The organism is Amycolatopsis sp. WAC 01375 (genome assembly GCF_003947325.1).
Taxonomy (GTDB): Bacteria; Actinomycetota; Actinomycetes; order Mycobacteriales; family Pseudonocardiaceae; genus Amycolatopsis.
In genome coordinates this window covers 489854-510105 of the sequence record NZ_QHHW01000036.1, presented here as the reverse complement: position 1 = coordinate 510105, position 20252 = coordinate 489854, and the positions used below count along the sequence as shown (strand labels likewise).

Genomic DNA, 20252 nt, shown 5'->3' with positions numbered 1-20252 from the left:
GGCCCCTTCATTGCACGCCCTGGGCCAAGGGAGCGAGCGCTCAGCTGTCCAGCACGACGGCGACGATGCCCGCGAAGTGCGCCAGCCGCGCCACCTCGGCGGCCCGGAAGTTCGGCCCGCCCGGCCGCGCGACCAGCAGCGCCTTGCCGGGCTTCCCCAGCGGCGTTGCCGCGAGTTCGGTCCCCAGTTCCTTCCACGTCTCCGGCACCCACGCCTCCTCGGCGTCGAGGATGGTGGCGCGTTCCAGCGGCAGCCACGGCAGGTCGGTGATCGGCGTCTCGGGCGCGGCGTTGGACGACGCCAGGCGCACCGCGCCCGACTCCGCGTGCTCGACGACGACGGCCCAGCCCGCGCGGATGATCCGCGGCACACCCTCGGCGAGGATCTCCAGCCCCGAAGCGGGCTTCGCGGCTATCTCCTCGACCAGTTCGAGTTCGCGGTGCGTGTCGAGCACCCCGGCGTACGGGCGGACGGCGTCGACCTCGACACCGTCGACGCTTTCGGCGGCGGTGATGAGCGCGTCCGGCAGCCTGCCGGAGGGGATCTCGACGACGAGGTCGTCGATGGCGACACCGCCGCCGCGTTCGACCACATCCACGCTCAGGATGTCGGCGCCGACGGTGCCGAGCGCGGTGGCGACCGCGCCGAGGGTCCCCGGGGTGTCCGGTAATTGGACCCGGATCAGGAACGACACACGCGCCCCTCTCGCCTCAGGCGTCCCAGCCTCGCCGTGGAACGCGCTACGCCGGGCGCCGATTGTGACAGACCGGACGAGGTAATGGGACCCGACGTCCGGGGCGCGGGATAACGAACCAAGCACTCCTTACCCGACATGGGAGCGCAGGCCGCGGCATAACCCAGTCGAGTACGCCGACGCCGCCACCATAGACTTGCAGCTTCCGACAGAACCCGCACAGCACACCCCGGGAGTCACCCGCGTGCCCAACATTTCCCGCGACGAGGTCGCACACCTCGCCAAGCTGGCCAGGCTTGCCGTCACCGAAGAGGAGCTGGACGTCTTCGCAGGCCAGCTCGACCAGATCCTGGACTCGGTGGCCAAGGTGAGCGAGGTCGCAGGCGAGGATGTCCCGCCCACATCGCACGCCGTGCCGCTGACCAACGTGTTCCGTGAGGACACGGTCCGACCGGGCCTGACCCAGCAGCAGGCGCTGGCCGGTGCGCCTGCCAGCGAAGAGGGTCGTTTCCGGGTGCCGCGGATTCTGGGAGAAGAACAGTGACCGAACTCATCAAGCTGACCGCCGCCGAGCTGGCGGAGAAGATCCAGTCCCGTGAGGTCTCGGCCGTCGAGGTCGCCAAGGCCCACCTGGACCGGATCGCCGAGGTCGACGACCACATCCACGCGTTCCTGCACGTGGACACCGAGGGCGCGCTCGACGCGGCCCGCGCGGTGGACGCCGACGTCGCCGAGGGCAAGGCGCCGAAGTCGCCGCTCGCCGGCGTGCCGCTGGCGCTCAAGGACGTGCTGACCACCAAGGGCATCCCGACCACGGTCGGTTCGAAGACCCTGGAGAACTGGATCCCGCCGTACGACGCCACCGTGACGCGCAAGCTGCGCGAAGCCGGTGTCGTGGTGCTCGGCAAGACCAACATGGACGAGTTCGCGATGGGCTCCTCCACGGAGAACTCCGCGTTCGGCCCGACGCACAACCCGTGGGACCACGCCCGGATCCCCGGCGGTTCCGGCGGTGGCTCCTCGGCGTCCATCGCGGCGTTCGAGGCTGCGATCGCGATCGGCACCGACACCGGCGGTTCGATCCGCCAGCCCGGCGCCGTCACCGGCACCGTCGGCGTGAAGCCGACGTACGGCGGTGTCTCCCGCTACGGTCTCGTCGCCTTCTCGTCGTCGCTCGACCAGGCCGGTCCCTGCGCGCGGACGGTGCTCGACGCCGCCCTGCTGCACGAGGTCATCGCCGGATACGACCCGATGGACTCGACCTCGATCGACGCGCCGGTCCCGCCGGTGGTCGCCGCGGCCCGCCAGGGCCTCACCGGTGACCTCAAGGGCGTCCGCGTCGGCGTGGTGAAGGAATTCGCCGGCGACGGCTACCAGCCGGGCGTGTTGCGGTCGTTCGAGGCCGCCGTCGAGCAGCTGCGCGCGCTCGGTGCCGAGGTCGTCGAGGTCTCGTGCCCGAACTTCACCTACGCACTGCCCGCGTACTACCTGATCGCGCCGAGCGAGTGCTCGTCGAACCTCGCCCGGTTCGACGCCATGCGCTACGGCCTGCGCGTGTCCGACGACGGCGCGCACAGCGCCGAAGAGGTCATGTCACTGACCCGCGAGAAGGGCTTCGGCCCCGAGGTCAAGCGCCGCATCATGCTCGGCACGTACGCGCTGTCCTCTGGCTACTACGACGCCTACTACGGCTCGGCGCAGAAGGTCCGCACGCTCATCACGCGCGACTTCGAAGCCGCCTACGAAAAGGTGGACGTGCTGGTCTCGCCGACCACGCCGACCACCGCGTTCAAGATCGGCGAGCGGGTCGACGACCCGATGGCGATGTACCTCGCGGACCTCTGCACCATTCCGTCGAACCTCGCGGGCAACGCCGCGATGAGCGTCCCGAGTGGACTGTCGCATGAGGACGGCCTGCCGGTCGGCCTGCAGATCATGGCCCCCGCGATGGCCGACGACCGGCTGTACCGCGTCGGCGCCGCCTACGAGGTCGCACGCGACGCCGCCAACGGTGGCTCGCTGGTGCACGAGGTTCCGGAGCTGGGAGGAAAGAAGTGACCGCCGTGGTTGAGTTGATGGACTACGCCGACGTCATCGAGCGGTTCGACCCGGTGCTGGGCCTCGAGGTGCACGTCGAGCTGAACACGAACACCAAGATGTTCTGCGGCTGCGCCAACGAGTTCGGCGGCGAGCCGAACACCAAGGTGTGCCCGACCTGTCTCGGCATGCCCGGTGCGCTGCCGGTCGTGAACGCCAAGGCGATCGAAGGCGCGATCCGCATCGGTCTCGCGCTCAACTGCGAGATCGCGGAATGGTGCCGGTTCGCCCGGAAGAACTACTTCTACCCGGACATGCCGAAGAACTTCCAGACCTCGCAGTACGACGAGCCGATCGCCTTCAACGGCTACCTCGACGTGACGCTGGACGACGGCGAGGTCGTCCGCGTCGAGATCGAGCGCGCGCACATGGAGGAGGACACCGGCAAGTCGCTGCACGTCGGCGGCGCGACCGGCCGGATCCACGGCGCCGAACACTCGCTGCTCGACTACAACCGCGCGGGGGTCCCGCTGATCGAGATCGTCACCAAGACGATCGAGCACACCGGCGGCCGCGCCCCCGAGGTCGCCCGCGCGTACGTGAGCGCCCTGCGGGATCTGCTGAGCGCGCTGGACGTCTCCGACGTCCGCATGGACCAGGGTTCCCTGCGCTGCGACGCGAACGTTTCGCTGATGGCCAAGGACGCGACCGAGTTCGGCACGCGCACCGAGACCAAGAACGTCAACTCGCTGCGCAGTGTCGAGCGCGCCGTGCGGTACGAGATGACCCGCCAGGCGGCGATCCTCGCCGAGGGCGGCACGATCAAGCAGGAGACACGGCACTTCCAGGAGGCCGACGGCACCACGTCGCCGGGCCGCACCAAGGAGACCGCCGAGGACTACCGGTACTTCCCGGAGCCCGACCTGGTGCCGATCGCGCCGTCGCGCGAATGGGTCGAGGAGCTGCGCAAGACGCTCCCGGAGATGCCGTCGGAGCGCCGCAAGCGCATCCAGCGCGAGTGGAACCTGACCGACGAGGCGCTGCGCGACCTGCTCAACGTCGGCGCGGTCGACCTGGTCGCCGCCACCGTCGAGGCGGGCGCGACGCCGGACGAGGCCCGCAGCTGGTGGGTCAACACGCTGGCGCAGGAGGCCAACTCCCGCGAGATCGAACTGGCGGAGCTGGCGATCTCCCCGGCGCAGCTGGCCGAGGTCATCGCGCTGGTCAACTCCGGTGAGCTGACCAACAAGCTGGCCAAGGAGGTCGTGCAGGGTGTCCTCGCCGGCGAGGGTTCCCCCGCCGAGGTCGTCGAGAAGCGCGGCCTGAAGGTCGTCTCCGACGACTCCGCGCTCATCGCGGCGGTCGACGAGGCGCTGGCCGCGCAGCCCGACGTCGCCGAGAAGATCCGCGGCGGCAAGGTGGCCGCGGCCGGGGCGATCGTCGGCGCGGTCATGAAGGCCACCAAGGGCCAGGCCGACGCCAAACGCGTGCGCGAACTGATCGTCGAGCGAGTCGGTGCCTGATCTCGCTTTGAAGAAGGTCACCTGGCGTGAGTGGCTCGGCCTCGCGGCCGGGCTGCTCGCGCTGGTGGCCTTGTTCCTGCCGTGGACGACGCTGACCGCGTCGCGCCCGGAGATCGAGGACGTCCTGACGACGTTGCCCGCCGACGACGTCACGCGTGACGCGTGGCGTTCGGGTTTCCTCGCCTGGGCGCCGGTGTTCCTGCTGTTCCTGCCCGGCCTCGCCGTCGTGCTGTTCGGCCGAGTCGACGCCGTCCGCCGCGCGGGCCTGCCGCATCTGTGGCTGATGGCGGCCATCGGCGCGCTGCTGCTGATGCTGCTCGGCTGGATCAGCCTCGACTGGCAGTTCGACGCCGACCAGCGCGGGATCCTTTCCGCCGCCGGCATCGAGATCGGGTCCGGCCTTGGCCGCTACCTCGGCCTGCTCGCCGCTGTCGTCTCCGCGGTCGTCGCGTTCTTCGACGTCCGGCGCCTGCGCGCGGAAACCCGCGTCCGCCGCCCATAACCCCCTTTCCGCAATTAGTCACCTATTTGCGGAAGCGGGTAGTGAGAAAGCGCTTTCTTTCGAGGAGATCATCGTGTTCCCCCTGCCTGGAGGCATCGGCCTCTCCCATCTGTGCGCCTACGAATGGGAAGCCGCGGACGGGGTGTGCGGCGGCAGCCCACATCTGCACCTGGCCTGCACCGAGGCCTACGTCGTCACCGGTGGACGTGGCGCGGTGCAGACGCTCGACGTCGGCGGCTACCGGGAGATCGAACTCGAACCCGGTGTCGTCGCGTGGTTCGCGCCCGGCACGGTCCATCGGATGGTGCAGCGCGAAGACCTGCGGATCACCGTGCTCATGCAGAACAGCGGGCTGCCCGAAGCGGGGGACGCGGTCTTCACCTTCCCGCCGCCGATCCTCGCCGACCCGGACGCGTACGCGGAGGCCGCCGCGATGCCCGTGGACGACGACGCCGCTCGCCGTCGCCGCGATCTCGCGATCGAGGGCTATCTGCCGATCCGCGACGCCCTCGTGTCGGGAAACCCCGGCCCGCTGAGGGATTTCCACCGTGCGGCCGCCGCGCTGGTCGCGCCGAAGGTCGACGCCTGGTTCCCGCGCTGGCGCGCCGGCGCGCTGGCCGCCGCCGAGTTGACCGGGGAACACCTGAAAGCGCTCGCGAACGGCGACGTGAGTCACCTGGAGCGGTCCGGTGTCCGGGTGGTCGCTCCGTCCAAAAAGGACGGTTACGGCATGTGCGGGCACCGGACGGAGTACCGGCTTGACATGTGACCATATGGTCACCTATTTTTCTCGTATGACCCACTCACGCAGGACACTCGTCACCGTGCTCGTCGCGCTCCTCTTCGGCGCGCTGTTCACCGCTGCGCCAGCGGCCGCCGAAGAACGCCCGCGCGTCCACGAGGGAACGATCGACGGTGCGGACTTCCTGGTCAAAGTGCCGAAACGCTGGAACGGCACGCTGGTGCTCTACAGCCACGGGCTCTACGTGGACCCGTGGAAGCCGGCACAGATCATGCTGGCCACCAGACCCGAGACCGAGTCCTGGCTGCTCGACCAGGGTTACGCACTGGCCGCGTCGAACTACAAGGGAGTTTTCGGGCACGCGATCGAGGAGGCCTTGACCGACCAGATCGCGCTGCTGGACTGGTTCCAGGCCAAGGTGGGGAAACCGCGGCGGACCATCACCAGCGGGATGTCCATGGGCGCCGTGATCTCCTTGAAGCTGGCTGAGAACAACCCAGGCCGGTTCGACGGCGTCCTGACGCAGTGCGGCGAGTACGACACCAACGGCACGTGGAACAGCGCTCTGGACATGCTTTTCGCGCTCAAGACCCTGCTGGCGCCGGACGCGGACATCGACCTGGTCCGGCCCCGCGATCCGCAGGCCGCGAAGGCGGCACTCGAAGCCGTCGTCGCCGAAGCCCAGAAGACCGAGGCGGGCAGGGCGCGGATCGCGCTGGCCGGAGCACTGGGCACCATCCCGGGCTGGGCGCTCGCGCACGAACCGGAGCCGACGGCTCCCGCCGACCGCCTCGCGCAGCAGGCGCTATGGGTCACCGGGGCCTACCTGCCTGGCTACGGACCGTCCGCACGCCCCGAAATCGAACGCCGGGCCGGTGGGAACCCTTCCTTCAACACCGGCATCGACTACCGGAGTCAGCTCGCCCGCTCGACCGGGCTCGACCTGGTGCGGCATGCGTACCGGGCGGGAGGCGTGGATCTGGAAGCCGATCTCGACCGGCTCGCCGCGGGCCCGCGGATCTCGGCGGATCCGAAGGCGCAGGCCTACATGCACCGCTACACGGTGGCGCGCGGGAGCACACCGTCACCAGTGCTGACCGCGCACACCACCGGAGACGGCGGCGCCGTCGCGGGGCAGGCCCGGTGGTACGGCGATCAGGTCCGGCGCAACGGTGATCCCGCTCTGCTGCGGCAGACCTACGTCAGCCGGGGCGGTCACTGCTCGTTCAACGCGGCCGAGGAGATCGTCCTGCTGCGCACCCTGCTGTCCCGAGTGGACACCGGCCACTGGCCGTCCACCGATCCGCGCCGGCTCACCGCCGCCGCGACCGCGCTCGGATCCGCGTATCGGCTCGTGCCGGAACTGTTCGATCCGCTGGGCAAGGAGAAGGCGATGGCGCCGTTGTTCACCCGGTTCACGCCGCCCGCTCAGCCGAGGCCGTCCAGGTAAGGCCGCTCAGTCCTGTTGGCGGAAGCTGAGGACGGCCTCGTGAACCGGACATAACGCGTGAACCCGCCTGGCCGAAGGCCCCGCTATCGCGGTGCGGGTTCACCGAGAGACACTCAGTCCTTGCCGCCCCCGCCGGCGCTGGCCGACGGCGTGATGATGACGACGCGGTCGTCGCTCGAAACCGGTGAGCCGCCGTCCTTGTTGATCGTCCCGGTGATCGCGACCTGCGGGTTGATCATGCTCATCGCGGAAAGCCTGCCGAAGGTCTTCGGCGGCTTGCCGACCTTGCCGTCCATGGCGACGCTGGGTTTCCCGGTCACCGCGCCGTCCGGGGTGACCGGCAGGTTCTGCAGGTTGCCCGCGATCGAGGTCGTGATGGAGAGATAGCCGGTGGCACCGACGAAATCCGCGCAGCCCGCCACGCCGGGTTTGTCGGTCCAGCTCCACGCCGGGGTGGTCAGCGGCTGGCCACCCCGGAGCCGGTACAGCACGTCCTTGTCGGCCAGCCTGTCGGTCAGCCACAGGCGCGAACCGGTCTGGTCACGGCAGATCCCACCGGGGGAGTGCACGCCGGTCGAGAAGACCGCCGAACCCGGTGTGGGGTTGCCCGCCGCCGGCTTGCCCGAGGTGTCGATGCGCAGCACCTTCCCGGCGAGAGACGCGGGATCGGCGGCGAGCCCGGCATTGCCCGCGTCGCCGGTGGCGACCAGGAGGGCGCCCTTGGCGTCGGTGCCGAGCGCGCCGCGATTGCCGGTGGCGCCCTTGGGGATGCCGGTCAGCACCGGTTTCGGCGCCTGGCCCTTCGCCAGCCGGACGACCCGGTTGTCGGTCGGCGTGGTGATGTAGGCGAAGACGAGCTGGTCTTCGGCGAAACCGGGGGAGAGGGCGAGCGAGGTGAGGCCGCCGTCTCCGGAGCCGTCCACGGGGATGGTCGCCCAGTCCGCCGGATCCTTCTCCGAGGCGGCGAGCACGATCCGGCCGCTCTTGCGTTCTCCGGCGAGCGCGCTGGGCGCGGTGCCGTCGCCGGGGATCGCGGCCACGGCGGCGACGGTGTCCAGGCAGGTCGCGATGACGGCCTTGTCGAAGTCCTTGCAGCCCTGCGGCGGCGGGATCGGCGTCGGCGTCTGATTTCGCCCGTTGCCGCCGCGGCCGGGGCCGGGGTCGCCCGCTTCACCGCCGGGCCCGATCTGCGGCGGGACCTCGGGGGACGGCGGGTTGACCGGGGTGAACTTCTGCCCGGCGGCGGTGTTGTCGAATTCGGCGCAGCCGGAGAGCATCAGCGCACCGCAGGCCAGGATGGCCAGCGGCGCGGTCCATTTCCGCCGGTACCGGGTACGCACGGGGCAAGCCTAGGTGGGCGTGCGTGAGCCACAGGTAAGCGGCACTGGATACCGTGGAGATCATGACTGTGACCGTTCTCGTGCCCGACGAAGAGGGAGTGGCCGCGCTTTCGGAGATCGACGGCGTGCGTCCGGTGGTGTACCGCCACGGCGAGCCGGTGCCCGCCGAGGCCGCCGACGCCGAGGTCCTCGTGACCGGTGACCGGCCCACCGAGGCACTCTGGCGCGAACTGCCGAACGTCAAACTCGTGCAGCTGCTGCTGGCAGGCGCCGAGGACTGGATCGGCAAGGTGCCGGACGGAGTCCTGCTCTCGACCTGCCGCGGCGCGCACGGCGGAAGCTCGGCCGAGTGGGTCGTCGCGGTCCTGCTGGCGATTTACCGCGGTCTCGACGGCTTCGCCGACGGCCTGCGACGGAGGCACTGGGAACGGCGGACCACCGACACCCTGCAGGGCAAACGGGTCCTCATCATCGGCGCGGGCGACCTCGGCAGGCATCTGCGCCGTCGGCTGGAGACGTTCGACGTGCGCTGCACGATGGTCGGCGCGAGCGCCCGAGAGGGTGTCCACGGCGTCGACGAACTCCCCGCCCTGCTGTCCGAGCACGACGTCGCGGTCCTGATGGTGCCGCTCACCCAGCACACGCGCGGCATGGTCGACGCGGAGTTCCTGGCCGCGATGCCGGACGACGCGATCCTCGTCAACGTCTCGAGGGGGCCGGTCGTGGACACCGACGCGCTCGTCGCGGAACTCACGTCCGGACGGCTGCGTGCCGCCCTCGACGTCACCGATCCCGAGCCGCTGCCCGCCGGGCATCCGCTGTGGGACGTGCCGGGACTGCTGCTCACGCCGCACGTCGCGGGCGCGGTGAGCGGGCGGCGGCAGCGCGCGTACGCGGTGGTGGCCAGGGAACTGAGCCACTATCTGGGTGGGGAGTTGCCGAAGAACCTGGTCCACGGCGAATACTGAGTACCGTGGCGAATCTTCATGTCGGCTGCGCGATGTGGACGCACAAGGCGTGGGCCGGGCGGTTCGTGCCGCGGTCGCTGCCCGCGGGGGAGCGGCTGCGGGCCTACGCCGGCTGGTGCAACGCGGTCGAGGGCAACACCACCTTCTACGCGACCCCGGCCCGGGACACCGTCGCGACGTGGGCACGGCAGACCGATCCCGGCTTCCGGTTCGTGGTGAAACTGCCCAAGATCGTCACGCACGAGCGACGGCTCACCGGGGTCGAGACCGAGATGCGGGCGTTCCTGGACGCGATCGAACCGCTCGGTGACCGGGCGGTTCTGTGGACCCAGCTGCCCGGCTCGTTCGGCCCGTCGGACGTCGACGCCCTCGGCCGCTTCCTGCGCAGGCTCCCCGCAGGCCGCCGTCGCGCCGTGGAAGTGCGGCATCCCGACTTCCACACCGACGCCCGCTCGACGTCGTCGCTGGAGAGGGCACTCGCCGACGCGAACGCCGAGTGGGTGCCGTTCGACACCACGGTCTTCTTCCGGCGACCGCCCGCCAGCGAGGCCGAGCAGGATGCCTGGGGCAAGAAACCGCGGCTGCCGCGGCGGACGCGGGCGCTGACCGACCGGCCGATCGTCCGCTACCTGGGCCGGGACTCGGCCGAGGAGACCGTCGAGGGGTGGCGGCCGTGGACCGAGGTGGTCGCCGAGTGGCTGCGTGAGGGCCGATCGCCGACGATCTTCGTGCACACCCCCGACAACGACGACGCCCCGGCGCTCGCCCGCCGGTTCCACGACGACGTGCGCGCCCTGGTGCCCGGCCTCGCCCCGCTGCCCGAGCCCGAACCGATCGAGCCGGCGACCCTGTTCTGAACCGCTCCGGCGTGTCGTCCGTCCGATCACGTGTGTCGTCCGTCCAGTCACGTGTGTCGTCCGGCTGGACACGCGTGATGTCCCTCCTGTCACGGCGTACTCGAACAGGTCCGGCGGTTCGGTCGCCTGACGGGCAGGTTTCGCCTACCCTTCGCGCGTGAGCGATGACTACCAGACCAGCATGATCTCGGACGTGGCCGAGCCCGACAGCGGCCCGAACCCGGCGGAGACCAGGGGCGGGATCGACCTCGGTCTGCTCGTCCTGCGAGTGGTGCTCGGCGTGACCATGGGCGCGCACGGGCTGCAGCACCTCTTCGGCGCCTTCGGCGGGCCCGGGGTCGGCGGCTTCGCCAGGGTGCTCGGCAACTTCGGCTACACCACCCAGACCACGCTGCTTTCGTGGATCACCGGGATCAGCGAGGTGGTCGGCGGCGCACTCGTGCTGGTGGGCCTGTTCACCCCCGTCGGCGCCGCCGCGCTGCTGGGTGTCTGCGCGAACATCGTGTACGTGAAGTTCGGCGGCGGGTTCTTCCAGAAGGAAGGGCAGGGCTTCGAGTTCGAACTCCTGCTGGCCGCGGCTTCGCTGACCGTCCTGCTCGCGGGCTCGGGACGGATCGCGCTGGACGTCAACACCCCGTGGCGGAAGCGGCCGCTCTCGTTCGGGCTGATCGGACTACTGCTGACGGCGGCCGCCTCGGTCGTGGTGCTCGTCCTCTGCCGCTGACCGCCCCTCGCGTGCAATGAAGGGGCCTTTCATAGCAAAATTTGCAATGAAAGGCCCCTTCATTGCACGCGAGGGGGCGCAAGTAGGTGACTACTTGCTCGGGTCCCGCACCGCGCCCGTGTCGGCCGAAGTCGCCATCCGCGCGTAGGCCCGCAGCGCGGCGGTCACCTTCCGGTCCCGCGAGACCGGCTGCCACGGCCGCTCGCTCGCTTCCATCTTCGCGCGCCGCTCGGCGAGGACGTCCGCGTCGACGAGCAGTTCGAGACGGCGTTCGTGGACGTCGAGCAGGATCCGGTCGCCGTTCTGGACCAGGCCGATCGTCCCGCCCGCGGCCGCCTCCGGCGAGATGTGCCCGACCGAGATGCCCGACGAGCCGCCGGAGAACCGGCCGTCGGTGATCAGCGCGCATTTCTTGCCGAGGCCGGAACCCTTGAGGAACGCGGTCGGGTGCAGCATCTCCTGCATGCCGGGGCCGCCCGCCGGGCCTTCGTAGCGGATCACCAGCACCTCACCAGGCTGGATCTCCTTCTTGAGGATGGCCGAAACCGCCTCCTCCTGGCTTTCCAGCACGCGCGCCGGGCCCTCGAAGTGCCAGAGTTCCTCGTCGATGCCCGCCGACTTGATGACGGCGCCGTTTTCGGCGAGGTTGCCGCGCAGGATCGCGAGCCCGCCGTCCTTGGTGTAGGCGTGTTCGACGTTGTGGATGCAGCCGTCCGCGGCATCGGTGTCCAAAGAGGACCAGCGGTTCTCGGTGGAGAACGCCTCCGTGGTCCGGACCCCGCCCGGCGCCGCGTGGAACAGCTCCACCGCCCTGTCCGAGGGGGCCTCGGCGCGGATGTCCCAAGTGGACAGCCAGGACCGCAGATCCGGCGAGTGCACGGAGTGGACGTCGGTGTTCAGCAGGCCGCCGCGGTACAGCTCGCCGAGGATGGCCGGGATTCCGCCCGCGCGGTGGACGTCCTCCATGTGGTAGTCCGAGTTCGGCGCGACCTTCGACAGGCATGGCACGCGGCGGCCGATGGCGTCGATGTCGTCGATGGTGAAGTCGACCTCGCCCTCCTGCGCGGCGGCGAGGATGTGCAGCACCGTGTTGGTCGAACCGCCCATCGCCATGTCGAGGGCCATCGCGTTCTCGAACGCCTTCTTCGACGCGATCGAACGCGGGAGCGCGGACTCGTCGTCTTGTTCGTACCAGCGCTTGCACAGTTCGACGACGGTGCGCCCGGCATCCTCGAAGAGCGCCTTGCGGGCGGCGTGCGTGGCGAGGGTGGAACCGTTGCCCGGCAAGGAGAGCCCAAGGGCCTCGGTGAGGCAGTTCATCGAGTTCGCGGTGAACATGCCCGAGCACGAACCGCAGGTCGGGCAGGCCGAACGCTCCACAATGGACAGCCCGTCCTCGTCGACCTCGCTGCTGGCCGACGCGGCGATCGCGGTGATCAGGTCGGTCGGCGCCTGCGCGACCCCGCCGACGACCACGGCCTTCCCGGCCTCCATCGGCCCGCCGGAGACGAACACCACGGGGATGTTCAGCCGCATGGCGGCGTTCAGCATGCCAGGGGTGATCTTGTCGCAGTTGGAGATGCAGACCAGCGCGTCGGCCTGGTGCGCGTTCACCATGTACTCGACCGAGTCGGCGATGATCTCGCGCGAGGGCAGCGAGTACAGCATTCCGCTGTGCCCCATGGCGATCCCGTCGTCCACGGCGATCGTGTGGAACTCGCGGGCGACCCCGCCCGCCTCCTTCACCGCGCCGGCCACGATCTCGCCGAGGTCCTTGAGGTGCACGTGCCCCGGCACGAACTGGGTGTAGGAGTTCGCGATGGCGACGATCGGCTTGCCGAAGTCGCTGTCGGTCATTCCGGTGGCGCGCCAGAGCGAGCGGGCGCCCGCCGCGTTGCGGCCGTGGGTGGTGGTCCGGGAACGGAGTTGAGGCACGGCTGACTCCAAGGTTCGGGATGAGGACCAGGGCGAACTGGCGCCAAACTGGTCCTACCAATCCTACTCCCCGGAATTCTCGCTCTTCTCCGGAGCCTTCTCCTCGGCCTTGGCCACGTCGTCGGTCAGCCCGGAAGGGTCGGCCACGCGACCCGCGCTGACCAGCGAGATCACCGGAAGATGACGAGTGCGCACGGCGGGGAGGGCGATCTTGGTGTCGTCCTTCAGCACCGCCTGTACCTTCGCCTTCTCGGTGATGGCGAGGCCCTTGAGCGAGGCCCACGGCAGGTCACGCCGCCCGAACATCGTGCGGACTTCCAAGCCCTTCGCCGTCGCCGTCGTGCGGGTCCGGATGACGAACACCCCCAGCGCGATCGGGAAGAGATAGAGCCACTGGAGGTACGGCACGTCGCCGAACGCGACAGGCGTCACACAGACGACAAGGAAAGCGATCGCCAGCAACGCCGTGTTCGGGATTTTGAAGACGGCCTTGCGGTCCTCGTTCGCCTGTTCCTGCTGCTTTTCTTCTGCCACGTCAAAGATGGTGCACCGCCGCCTTCGGAGCCCCGAACGCGGGTCGCGCCATCCGCCGATGGTGTCCAGCATGCGGAATCGCCATCCCGCAGAGTTGACACTCTTGACGGCGACCGGCTAGCTTCACTCTCGTGACAACGCAGACCGGCCTCGTACTTCCCAAGCGCGTCGACGCTTAGGGAAGTCTCCGCTGCGTCGACGCGCGACCCTCGTGCGACCACTCCGGTCGGCGGGGGTTTTTTGTTGCCTGGAACAATTTCACCAGCCCGACCAGTCGATGAATACCCGAACGAGTGACTAGACAAGACGAGGCAAACAGCGATGACTAGTGCCACCTCGCGAGCTGAAGCGAATGCGGGAACCTCTGGAGCCCGACCCAAGCCGGCGCCGCCCGCCGGGACCCCGGTGCGGGTCACGGGCGCGCAGTCGCTCGTCCGTTCGCTCGAGGCGGTGGGCGCGGAAGTCGTGTTCGGTATTCCCGGCGGCACCATTCTCCCGGCGTACGACCCGTTGCTCGATTCGACGAAGGTCCGCCACGTCCTGGTCCGCCACGAACAGGGCGCCGGCCACGCCGCCACCGGATACGCGCAGGCGACCGGCAAGGTCGGTGTGTGCATGGCCACCTCGGGTCCCGGCGCGACCAACCTGGTCACCCCGCTGGCCGACGCGAACATGGACTCGGTCCCGGTGGTCGCCATCACCGGTCAGCAGTCCCGCGCGCTGATCGGCACTGACGCCTTCCAGGAAGCCGACATCTGCGGCATCACGATGCCGATCACCAAGCACAACTTCCTGGTCACCGACCCGGCGGACATCCCGCGCACGATCGCGGAGGCCTTCCACCTCGCGTCGACCGGCCGCCCCGGTCCGGTCCTGGTGGACATCCCCAAGGACGTCCTGCAGGAGATGACCTCCTTCTCCTGGCCGACGGAGATGCGGCTGCCGGGCTACCGGCCCACGCTGCGCCCGCACGGCAAGCAGGTCCGCGAGGCCGCCCGCCTGATCAGCAAGTCACGCCGCCCGGTCCTCTACGTCGGCGGTGGCGTGATCAAGGCCGACGCGTCGCGCCAGCTGATGGAACTGGCGGAGCTGACCGGGATCCCGGTCGTCACCACGCTGATGGCCCGCGGCGCCTTCCCCGACTCGCACCCGCAGCACCTCGGCATGCCGGGAATGCACGGTTCGGTCGCCGCGGTCGCCGCGATGCAGCGGGCGGATCTGCTGATCGCCCTCGGCGCCCGCTTCGACGACCGCGTCACCGGGCAGCTGTCGTCGTTCGCGCCGGACGCCGCCATCGTCCACGCCGACATCGACCCGGCCGAGATCTCCAAGAACCGCAAGGCGGACGTGCCGATCGTCGGCGACTGCGCGGAGATCATCACCGAGCTGATCGAGGCCGTCCGCGCCGAGACCGACAAGTCCGCGAAGCCGGATCTGACGGACTGGTGGACGCAGGCGAGCGCTTGGCGTGACGACTACCCGGCCGGCTACGAGTGGCCCGACGACGGAACGCTTTCCCCGCAGTACGTCATCGAGCGCATCGGTTCGCTCGTCGGCCCGGACGCGGTCTACACCGCGGGCGTCGGCCAGCACCAGATGTGGGCCGCGCAGTTCGTGAAGTACGAGAACCCGCGCACCTGGATCAACTCCGGCGGTCTCGGCACGATGGGCTTCGCCGTCCCCGCCGCGATGGGCGCCAAGTTCGGCATGCCGGACAAGCAGGTCTGGGCCATCGACGGCGACGGCTGTTTCCAGATGACGAACCAGGAACTGGCCACCTGCGCCATCGAAGGCGCGCCGATCAAGGTCGCCGTCATCAACAACGGCAACCTGGGCATGGTCCGCCAGTGGCAGAACCTCTTCTACTCCGAGCGGTACTCCAACACCGATCTCGGTACGCACAAACACCGCATCCCCGACTTCACCCTGCTCGCGGAGGCGCTCGGCTGCGCCGGGCTCCGCTGCGAGACCAAGGAGGACGTCGACGCCACCATCCGGCGCGCCATGGAGATCAACGACCGCCCCGTCGTGATCGATTTCGTGGTGGGGAAGGATGCCCAGGTGTGGCCCATGGTGGCCGCGGGCACCGGTAACGACGAAATCATGGCCGTGCGCGGGATCCGCCCGCTCTTCGACGACGACGAAGTCGCCGCCGAGGCGGAGCTGAACGCCGCCACAGAAGGAGACGCCCGATGAGCGTGCACACCCTGAGCGTTCTGGTCGAGAACAAGCCCGGTGTCCTCGCGCGGGTTTCCGGACTGTTCTCCCGGCGTGGTTTCAACATCGAATCCCTCGCCGTCGGGCCCACGGAGAATCCCGAGGTGTCCCGGATGACGATCGTGGTCGCCGTCGAAGAGCTACCGCTCGAACAGGTGACCAAACAGCTCAACAAGCTGGTCAACGTCATCAAGATCGTGGAATTGGAAAAGTCCACAGCCGTGCAGCGTGAACTGCTGCTGGTCAAGGTCCGGGCCGACGCCACCGTGCGCAGCCAGGTCCTCGAGACAGTCCAGCTTTTCCGCGCGAAAGTGGTGGATGTGTCCCCCGAGGCGCTCACCGTCGAAGCCACCGGGACCTCGGACAAGATCGGTGCCCTGCTGCGGATGCTGGAGCCCTATGGCATCCGCGAACTGGTCCAGTCCGGAATGGTCGCGGTCGGCAGGGGCGCCCGATCCATCACCGCCACCTCCGCCCGCTAGATCTTCTTAAATCTGTAAGTCAGGAAAGGAAGTAGTACCCCTCATGGCAGTGGAAATCTTTTACGACGACGACGCGGACCTTTCGATCATCCAGGGTCGCAAGGTCGCCGTGATCGGCTACGGCAGCCAGGGTCACGCGCACTCGCTGAGCCTGCGCGACTCCGGTGTCGATGTCCGCATCGGTCTGCCCGAGGGCTCGAAGTCGCGGGCCAAGGCCGAGGAGCAGGGTCTCCGCGTGCTCACCCCGGCCGAGGCCAGCGCCGAGGCCGACCTGATCATGATCCTCGCGCCGGACACCAAGCAGCGCGCCATCTACGAGAAGGACATCGAGCCGCACCTCAAGGACGGCGACGCGCTGTTCTTCGGCCACGGCTTCAACATCCGCTACGACCTGATCAAGCCGCCGTCGAATGTGGACGTCGCCATGGTCGCGCCGAAGGGCCCGGGCCACCTGGTCCGCCGCCAGTTCGTCGACGGCAAGGGCGTCCCGGCGCTCATCGCGGTCGAGCAGGACGCTTCCGGCAACGCGCAGGCGCTCGCGCTCTCCTACGCGGCCGCCATCGGTGGCGCCCGCGCCGGTGTCATCAAGACGACCTTCACCGAGGAGACCGAGACCGATCTCTTCGGCGAGCAGGCCGTGCTCTGCGGTGGCGCCTCCGCGCTGGTGCAGACCGGTTTCGAGGTGCTCACCGAGGCTGGCTACGCCCCGGAGATCGCCTACTTCGAGGTGCTGCACGAGCTGAAGCTGATCGTCGACCTCATGTACGAGGGCGGCATCGCGCGTCAGCGCTACTCGATCTCCGACACCGCCGAGTACGGCGACCTGACCCGCGGCCCGCGCGTCATCTCGCCGGCGGTCAAGGAAGAGATGAAGAAGATCCTCGGCGAGATCCAGGACGGCACCTTCGCCCGCGAATGGGTCGCCGAGGACGAGGCCGGGCGGCCGAACTTCACCAAGCTCGAGGAGCAGGGCAACCAGCACCCGATCGAGGAGACCGGCAAGAAGCTGCGCGACCTGATGTCGTGGGTGGACCGGCCGATCACCGAGACCGCCTAGTCGTCACCACGAAGGGGCCCTTCATCGCGAAGGGCCCCTTCGTTTTGCGTATCGGAAAGCGATAGCGTGGACACCATGAGTGAGCAGCCGGTGGACGACAAGGCTCAGGTCAGGCCCGACCTGGACCTGAGCGACGCGGTGTGGATCCGGGCGGAACCGGAAGGCGCGAACCTCGAAGACCGCGCGGAGTACGCGCTGATCCCGCACACCGACGGCGTCACCTATACCGCCATGCGCCAGGCGTCGGATCCGGACGGCCATGTCCTCGTGTTCACGCCGACGGAATGGGACGCCTTCGTGAAAGGCGTGCGGGACGGCGAATTCGACCTTCCCGCCCAGCCGGATCAATAAGGCAAGACGTACGCGTGACTCATGTCGGAGTCGTGCGTGGTGGTCGAGCCTTCCGAGTCGGTGAGTCCGGTGGCCGTTCCCTGGATGCCTGCCGCCTCGCCGCCCAGCCACTCGGCCTTGACGTAGGCGTTGAACCGGGGGACGCAGCCCGGTGCCTTGCTCACGGTGAAGTCCGCTTTGTTGAGTGGCACGTATTTGTGGTGCACCCAGTACGGCACCTCATGCGTGACCTGGATGCTGCTGTCGGTCTTGCAGAGTGTGCCGTCCGCCTTCCACTGGTTGACGAAAAGCGTGAACTTCACCTTTGTGGTCTTGTATTCGTCACAGGTGATGCCCCGTAGGCAGACCTGCAGCTCGACGTCGCCCACCACGTTGAGGCCCTGCACGGTCGAGGGGAGGGTGAAGTAGTCGAGCGTGGGCTCCCACACCTTCGGGGAATCGGCGTGGAGACCACGGACTCCCGTGCTCACGCTGGACTGCACCGGTTGCCCGTCGGTGGCGTTGGTGACGGAGGTGTCGGCGAACGTGAGGTACCCGCTGACCAAGCGGTAGGTGGCGGCGCTGTCCCGGCTGAGCGAGTTGCCCCGCACGTTCGCGGTGCAGGTGACCGTGCCCGCGACGCCGGGGTGGACGAGGAAGCGGGTGTAGAGCGTCACGTCCTGGTTCGGGGAGCCCGAGTTCGTGTCGTAGACGTTCTGCCCGATCACCATGTTCTTGCTCCAGCCGCCCGGGCCCCGGCAGACGATTTCGTTGTCGAAGAGGCTGCGGATGGTGGCGTCGTTGACCCGCATCTTCGAGACCACGTATGCGGTCTGCGTGGCGGTCATGTCCAGCGAAATGGTGCCTACGGGAGTGACGCTGTGCACGACAGGCCGGACCTGCTTGGGTACCGAGATCGTTTGCGGGGTGAAGGTGACGGATGTCGCCGCTTGCGCGGGGGTGGCGGCCAGCAGACAGGCGATCAGTGCGAAAACCGCTGCCGTGGCCAGGGAACGGACGTTCAAGTGGACCCTCCTTGTCGGTGCTCCTCGGTGTGGATCCGATCGGTCAGTTGTCCGGCGGCGTTCCCACGGAAGGACCGGCGCAAGCGCTCAAGGTGCGGAAGCAGGTGAAGTATTCGAGACCCTTTTTGGGGTCCTCGGTGGTCATCCAGACGTAGACCTTGGTGGCTCCGCCGTCGATGTCCGCGCTGACGGTGAGGGGCGCCGGCCCGGATTCGTCGCACCAGGTGCTGGAGCTCTGCCAGCCCAGCCATCTCGTGCCCGCCCTGGCCTCCGCGTAGACCCGTCGGCAACCGGAGGCCTTGAACGCCCCGTTGACGCCGACCGACCGGTTGTACCAGGTGACCGTGCCGATGTAGTAGCTCTCGCCGACCTCGATCCGGAACTTGCTGGTGGGGTAGTCGGCGGCGGTGGCGGGTGTCGCCGCGAAGACCATCCCGCCCGCCGATGCGACCGCGGCGACGGCGGCACCGACCTTTCTCAAGCGGCTCTTCGCCTTCGTTGTGCCCATGACGATCACTCCCCGGTTCGTTTTGTTCGGAGACACCACTCAACCCCGGGTGGGCCTCGCACCGGAAAGGATTCGAGCCCGTTCAAATCCGTCGCGAAGACTGCTAGCGTCGACGCGGTACTCACGTTGCGTGTCGACGCCGATACGGTGTCCAGAACGCGGTTTTCCCCTTCCCCCGCAGCGGAATCCCTGGCGTGGCTGAAACTCGCCGCCGCGTCAGGACGGCACCCGGTGTTCGGCGACCCCGGACCACTCGCCCGCGCGTCACTCGCCCATCCGGACGTCGCCCTGCTCGCGGACCTGTTGCCGCGGGACGGCGACACCTACACGCCCGACCTGCTCACCCCGCAGCCGGGCACGGACACGCAGCGCCGCGACCTGCTCGACGAACAGATCGCGCAGATCGAGGCGGTTGCGCAGGACGACCTCGAAAGCCAGGTCTTCCACTACACCCGGACCCACTGGCGCAGGCCGCTGGAGGCCGAGACCCGCCGGATCGCCGAATCGGGACGGATGCAGCGACGTCTCGCCAACGGTCTCGCCCGGTTCTGGCGGGACACCCTCTCCGAGGGCTGGCCCGACCTGCGCTCGATCATCGATCAGGACATCGCCCATCGCGCGACGGGCATCGCCGCCCACGGCGTCGGCCGGATGCTCGGAACGCTCCACCCCGACATCGCTTGGTCCGGCGACGCGGTCACCATCGAGAAGACGTGGGACGGCGAAATCGATGGCACCGGCAGGGACCTGGTCCTCGCACCCGGAGTGCTCAACTGGCCCGACGTCATCATCCAGGTCGACACCCCCGGGCAGCTCGTCCTCTACTACCCCGCCCAGCGGGTCGGAACCGGCCGGGACCACAGGTCCGGAAACCTCGCGCAAGTGGTCGGCAACGCCCGAGCGGCCATACTGGCGGACCTCGAAACCGCCCGGTCCACGGCGGAACTCGCCGCCCGGCTCGGATACACCCCGGGCACCGTCTCCTATCACCTCGGCGCGCTGCACCGCGCCCGTCTCGTCACCAAGGTCAGAGACGGGCGCTACGTGCTGTACCAGCGGACCGCGCGGGCGGCAGGCCTGCTGGAAGCCCGCGATTAGCCAGTCGGTCGACAGCCGGCCCGAGATGTCCACAGCTGACGACCGTCGACTGTGGACATTCGGATGGCCGCCGCGGCCTTCGCCCATGATCAGTCCGGGTAATCCACGCTCATTCGTCGAAGACCCGTCGTGTCCTGAGGACAGTTCACTGTGGACACCTCGTTCCTGTTCGCCCACGCGCCGAAGTACCACCGGTACGTGGGCTGGGTGTAGGTACGGCACTCCGCCG

General features: G+C 68.9%; 20 protein-coding genes. 14 read left to right on the top strand and 6 right to left on the bottom strand.

The genetic code is table 11. The annotated features are described in order from the left end of the window. Nucleotides 1–40 precede the first annotated feature (40 nt). On the bottom strand, nt 41–694 hold the full coding sequence (locus DL991_RS25240) for an ACT domain-containing protein (protein WP_007031618.1): 654 nt from the start codon (nt 692–694) through the stop codon (nt 41–43). A gap of 244 nt (nt 695–938) precedes the next feature. Here DL991_RS25240 and gatC point away from each other — a divergent pair, with 244 nt between their 5' ends. The 6 genes from gatC to DL991_RS25210 all read left to right on the top strand — a co-directional run bounded on the left by gatC (nt 939) and on the right by DL991_RS25210 (nt 6948). Next, entirely contained in the window at nt 939–1238 is a 300-nt protein-coding gene (gatC, locus tag DL991_RS25235) for an Asp-tRNA(Asn)/Glu-tRNA(Gln) amidotransferase subunit GatC (protein WP_005162012.1), read from the top strand. Further along, on the top strand, nt 1235–2752 hold the full coding sequence (gene gatA, locus DL991_RS25230; RefSeq protein WP_125786789.1) for an Asp-tRNA(Asn)/Glu-tRNA(Gln) amidotransferase subunit GatA: 1518 nt from the start codon (nt 1235–1237) through the stop codon (nt 2750–2752). Before gatC ends, gatA begins: the two co-directional genes overlap by 4 nt. Beyond that, a complete protein-coding gene (gene gatB / locus DL991_RS25225) occupies nt 2749–4254 on the top strand; it encodes an Asp-tRNA(Asn)/Glu-tRNA(Gln) amidotransferase subunit GatB (RefSeq protein WP_125786788.1) in 1506 nt (501 codons plus the stop codon). The genes gatA and gatB overlap by 4 nt, the downstream gene beginning before the upstream one ends. After that, entirely contained in the window at nt 4247–4756 is a 510-nt protein-coding gene (locus DL991_RS25220; RefSeq protein WP_125786787.1) for a hypothetical protein, read from the top strand. Before gatB ends, DL991_RS25220 begins: the two co-directional genes overlap by 8 nt. 73 nt (nt 4757–4829) lie before the next feature. Further along, nucleotides 4830–5525: a cupin gene (locus DL991_RS25215; protein ID WP_370307552.1), complete on the top strand. Its 696-nt coding sequence runs from the start codon at nt 4830–4832 to the stop codon at nt 5523–5525. A 25-nt stretch (nt 5526–5550) separates the two neighbouring features. Continuing rightward, the gene (locus DL991_RS25210) at nt 5551–6948 is read left to right on the top strand and encodes a S9 family peptidase (protein ID WP_125786786.1); all 1398 of its coding nucleotides are present in this window, start codon (nt 5551–5553) and stop codon (nt 6946–6948) included. Nucleotides 6949–7061: 113 nt separating this feature from the next. On the opposite strand, the gene DL991_RS25205 is transcribed toward DL991_RS25210, so the two are convergent. Continuing rightward, nucleotides 7062–8288 (bottom strand): sorbosone dehydrogenase family protein, encoded by a 1227-nt coding sequence (locus DL991_RS25205; protein ID WP_125786785.1) that lies wholly within the window; start codon nt 8286–8288, stop codon nt 7062–7064. Between the two features lie 62 nt (nt 8289–8350). Between DL991_RS25205 and DL991_RS25200 the strand changes: the two genes are divergently transcribed. The 3 genes from DL991_RS25200 to DL991_RS25190 all read left to right on the top strand — a co-directional run bounded on the left by DL991_RS25200 (nt 8351) and on the right by DL991_RS25190 (nt 10837). Further along, a complete protein-coding gene (locus DL991_RS25200) occupies nt 8351–9256 on the top strand; it encodes a 2-hydroxyacid dehydrogenase (protein ID WP_125786784.1) in 906 nt (301 codons plus the stop codon). Between the two features lie 32 nt (nt 9257–9288). After that, nucleotides 9289–10113: a DUF72 domain-containing protein gene (locus tag DL991_RS25195; protein WP_125786962.1), complete on the top strand. Its 825-nt coding sequence runs from the start codon at nt 9289–9291 to the stop codon at nt 10111–10113. Between the two features lie 181 nt (nt 10114–10294). Then, nucleotides 10295–10837, top strand: coding sequence for a DoxX family protein (locus DL991_RS25190; protein ID WP_125786961.1), 543 nt, complete (start codon nt 10295–10297; stop codon nt 10835–10837). Between the two features lie 90 nt (nt 10838–10927). Here the strand turns inward: DL991_RS25190 and ilvD are convergent, their stop codons facing one another. Both ilvD and DL991_RS25180 read right to left on the bottom strand, forming a co-directional pair. Beyond that, complete coding sequence (ilvD, locus tag DL991_RS25185; RefSeq protein WP_125786783.1) at nt 10928–12772, bottom strand: dihydroxy-acid dehydratase; 1845 nt, start codon at nt 12770–12772, stop codon at nt 10928–10930. Nucleotides 12773–12835: 63 nt separating this feature from the next. After that, complete coding sequence (locus DL991_RS25180) at nt 12836–13306, bottom strand: PH domain-containing protein (RefSeq protein ID WP_125786782.1); 471 nt, start codon at nt 13304–13306, stop codon at nt 12836–12838. Nucleotides 13307–13627: 321 nt separating this feature from the next. Here DL991_RS25180 and DL991_RS25175 point away from each other — a divergent pair, with 321 nt between their 5' ends. The 4 genes from DL991_RS25175 to DL991_RS25160 all read left to right on the top strand — a co-directional run bounded on the left by DL991_RS25175 (nt 13628) and on the right by DL991_RS25160 (nt 17413). Next, nucleotides 13628–15502: an acetolactate synthase large subunit gene (locus DL991_RS25175; protein ID WP_125786781.1), complete on the top strand. Its 1875-nt coding sequence runs from the start codon at nt 13628–13630 to the stop codon at nt 15500–15502. After that, nucleotides 15499–16005, top strand: a complete 507-nt coding sequence (gene ilvN, locus DL991_RS25170) for an acetolactate synthase small subunit (RefSeq protein ID WP_076162709.1) — start codon at nt 15499–15501, stop codon at nt 16003–16005. The genes DL991_RS25175 and ilvN overlap by 4 nt, the downstream gene beginning before the upstream one ends. A 43-nt stretch (nt 16006–16048) precedes the next feature. After that, the gene (ilvC, locus tag DL991_RS25165) at nt 16049–17062 is read left to right on the top strand and encodes a ketol-acid reductoisomerase (RefSeq protein WP_125786780.1); all 1014 of its coding nucleotides are present in this window, start codon (nt 16049–16051) and stop codon (nt 17060–17062) included. Between the two features lie 75 nt (nt 17063–17137). Beyond that, nucleotides 17138–17413 (top strand): DUF397 domain-containing protein, encoded by a 276-nt coding sequence (locus tag DL991_RS25160; RefSeq protein ID WP_125786779.1) that lies wholly within the window; start codon nt 17138–17140, stop codon nt 17411–17413. Here the strand turns inward: DL991_RS25160 and DL991_RS25155 are convergent. Beyond that, complete coding sequence (locus DL991_RS25155; RefSeq protein WP_125799043.1) at nt 17407–18417, bottom strand: hypothetical protein; 1011 nt, start codon at nt 18415–18417, stop codon at nt 17407–17409. The two genes, DL991_RS25160 and DL991_RS25155, sit on opposite strands and share 7 nt — an antisense overlap. Nucleotides 18418–18460: 43 nt before the next feature. Further along, the gene (locus DL991_RS43420) at nt 18461–18925 is read right to left on the bottom strand and encodes a hypothetical protein (protein ID WP_125799044.1); all 465 of its coding nucleotides are present in this window, start codon (nt 18923–18925) and stop codon (nt 18461–18463) included. Nucleotides 18926–19072: 147 nt separating this feature from the next. Here DL991_RS43420 and DL991_RS43415 point away from each other — a divergent pair, with 147 nt between their 5' ends. Then, nucleotides 19073–20023, top strand: a complete 951-nt coding sequence (locus DL991_RS43415) for a helix-turn-helix transcriptional regulator (RefSeq protein WP_233598967.1) — start codon at nt 19073–19075, stop codon at nt 20021–20023. Nucleotides 20024–20252 lie beyond the last annotated feature (229 nt).

What these genes read in the sequence shown, in the direction of transcription:
- DL991_RS25210 (WP_125786786.1), top strand. Translation starts at nt 5,551, where the DNA reads ATGACCCACTCACGCAGGACACTCGTCACCGTGCTCGTCGCGCTCCTC.
- DL991_RS25200 (WP_125786784.1), top strand. Translation starts at nt 8,351, where the DNA reads ATGACTGTGACCGTTCTCGTGCCCGACGAAGAGGGAGTGGCCGCGCTT.
- DL991_RS25195 (WP_125786962.1), top strand. Translation starts at nt 9,289, where the DNA reads ATGTGGACGCACAAGGCGTGGGCCGGGCGGTTCGTGCCGCGGTCGCTG.
- DL991_RS25190 (WP_125786961.1), top strand. Translation starts at nt 10,295, where the DNA reads ATGATCTCGGACGTGGCCGAGCCCGACAGCGGCCCGAACCCGGCGGAG.
- DL991_RS25175 (WP_125786781.1), top strand. Translation starts at nt 13,628, where the DNA reads ATGACTAGTGCCACCTCGCGAGCTGAAGCGAATGCGGGAACCTCTGGA.
- ilvN (WP_076162709.1), top strand. Translation starts at nt 15,499, where the DNA reads ATGAGCGTGCACACCCTGAGCGTTCTGGTCGAGAACAAGCCCGGTGTC.
- ilvC (WP_125786780.1), top strand. Translation starts at nt 16,049, where the DNA reads ATGGCAGTGGAAATCTTTTACGACGACGACGCGGACCTTTCGATCATC.
- DL991_RS25160 (WP_125786779.1), top strand. Translation starts at nt 17,138, where the DNA reads ATGAGTGAGCAGCCGGTGGACGACAAGGCTCAGGTCAGGCCCGACCTG.
- DL991_RS43420 (WP_125799044.1), bottom strand. Translation starts at nt 18,925, where the DNA reads ATGGGCACAACGAAGGCGAAGAGCCGCTTGAGAAAGGTCGGTGCCGCC.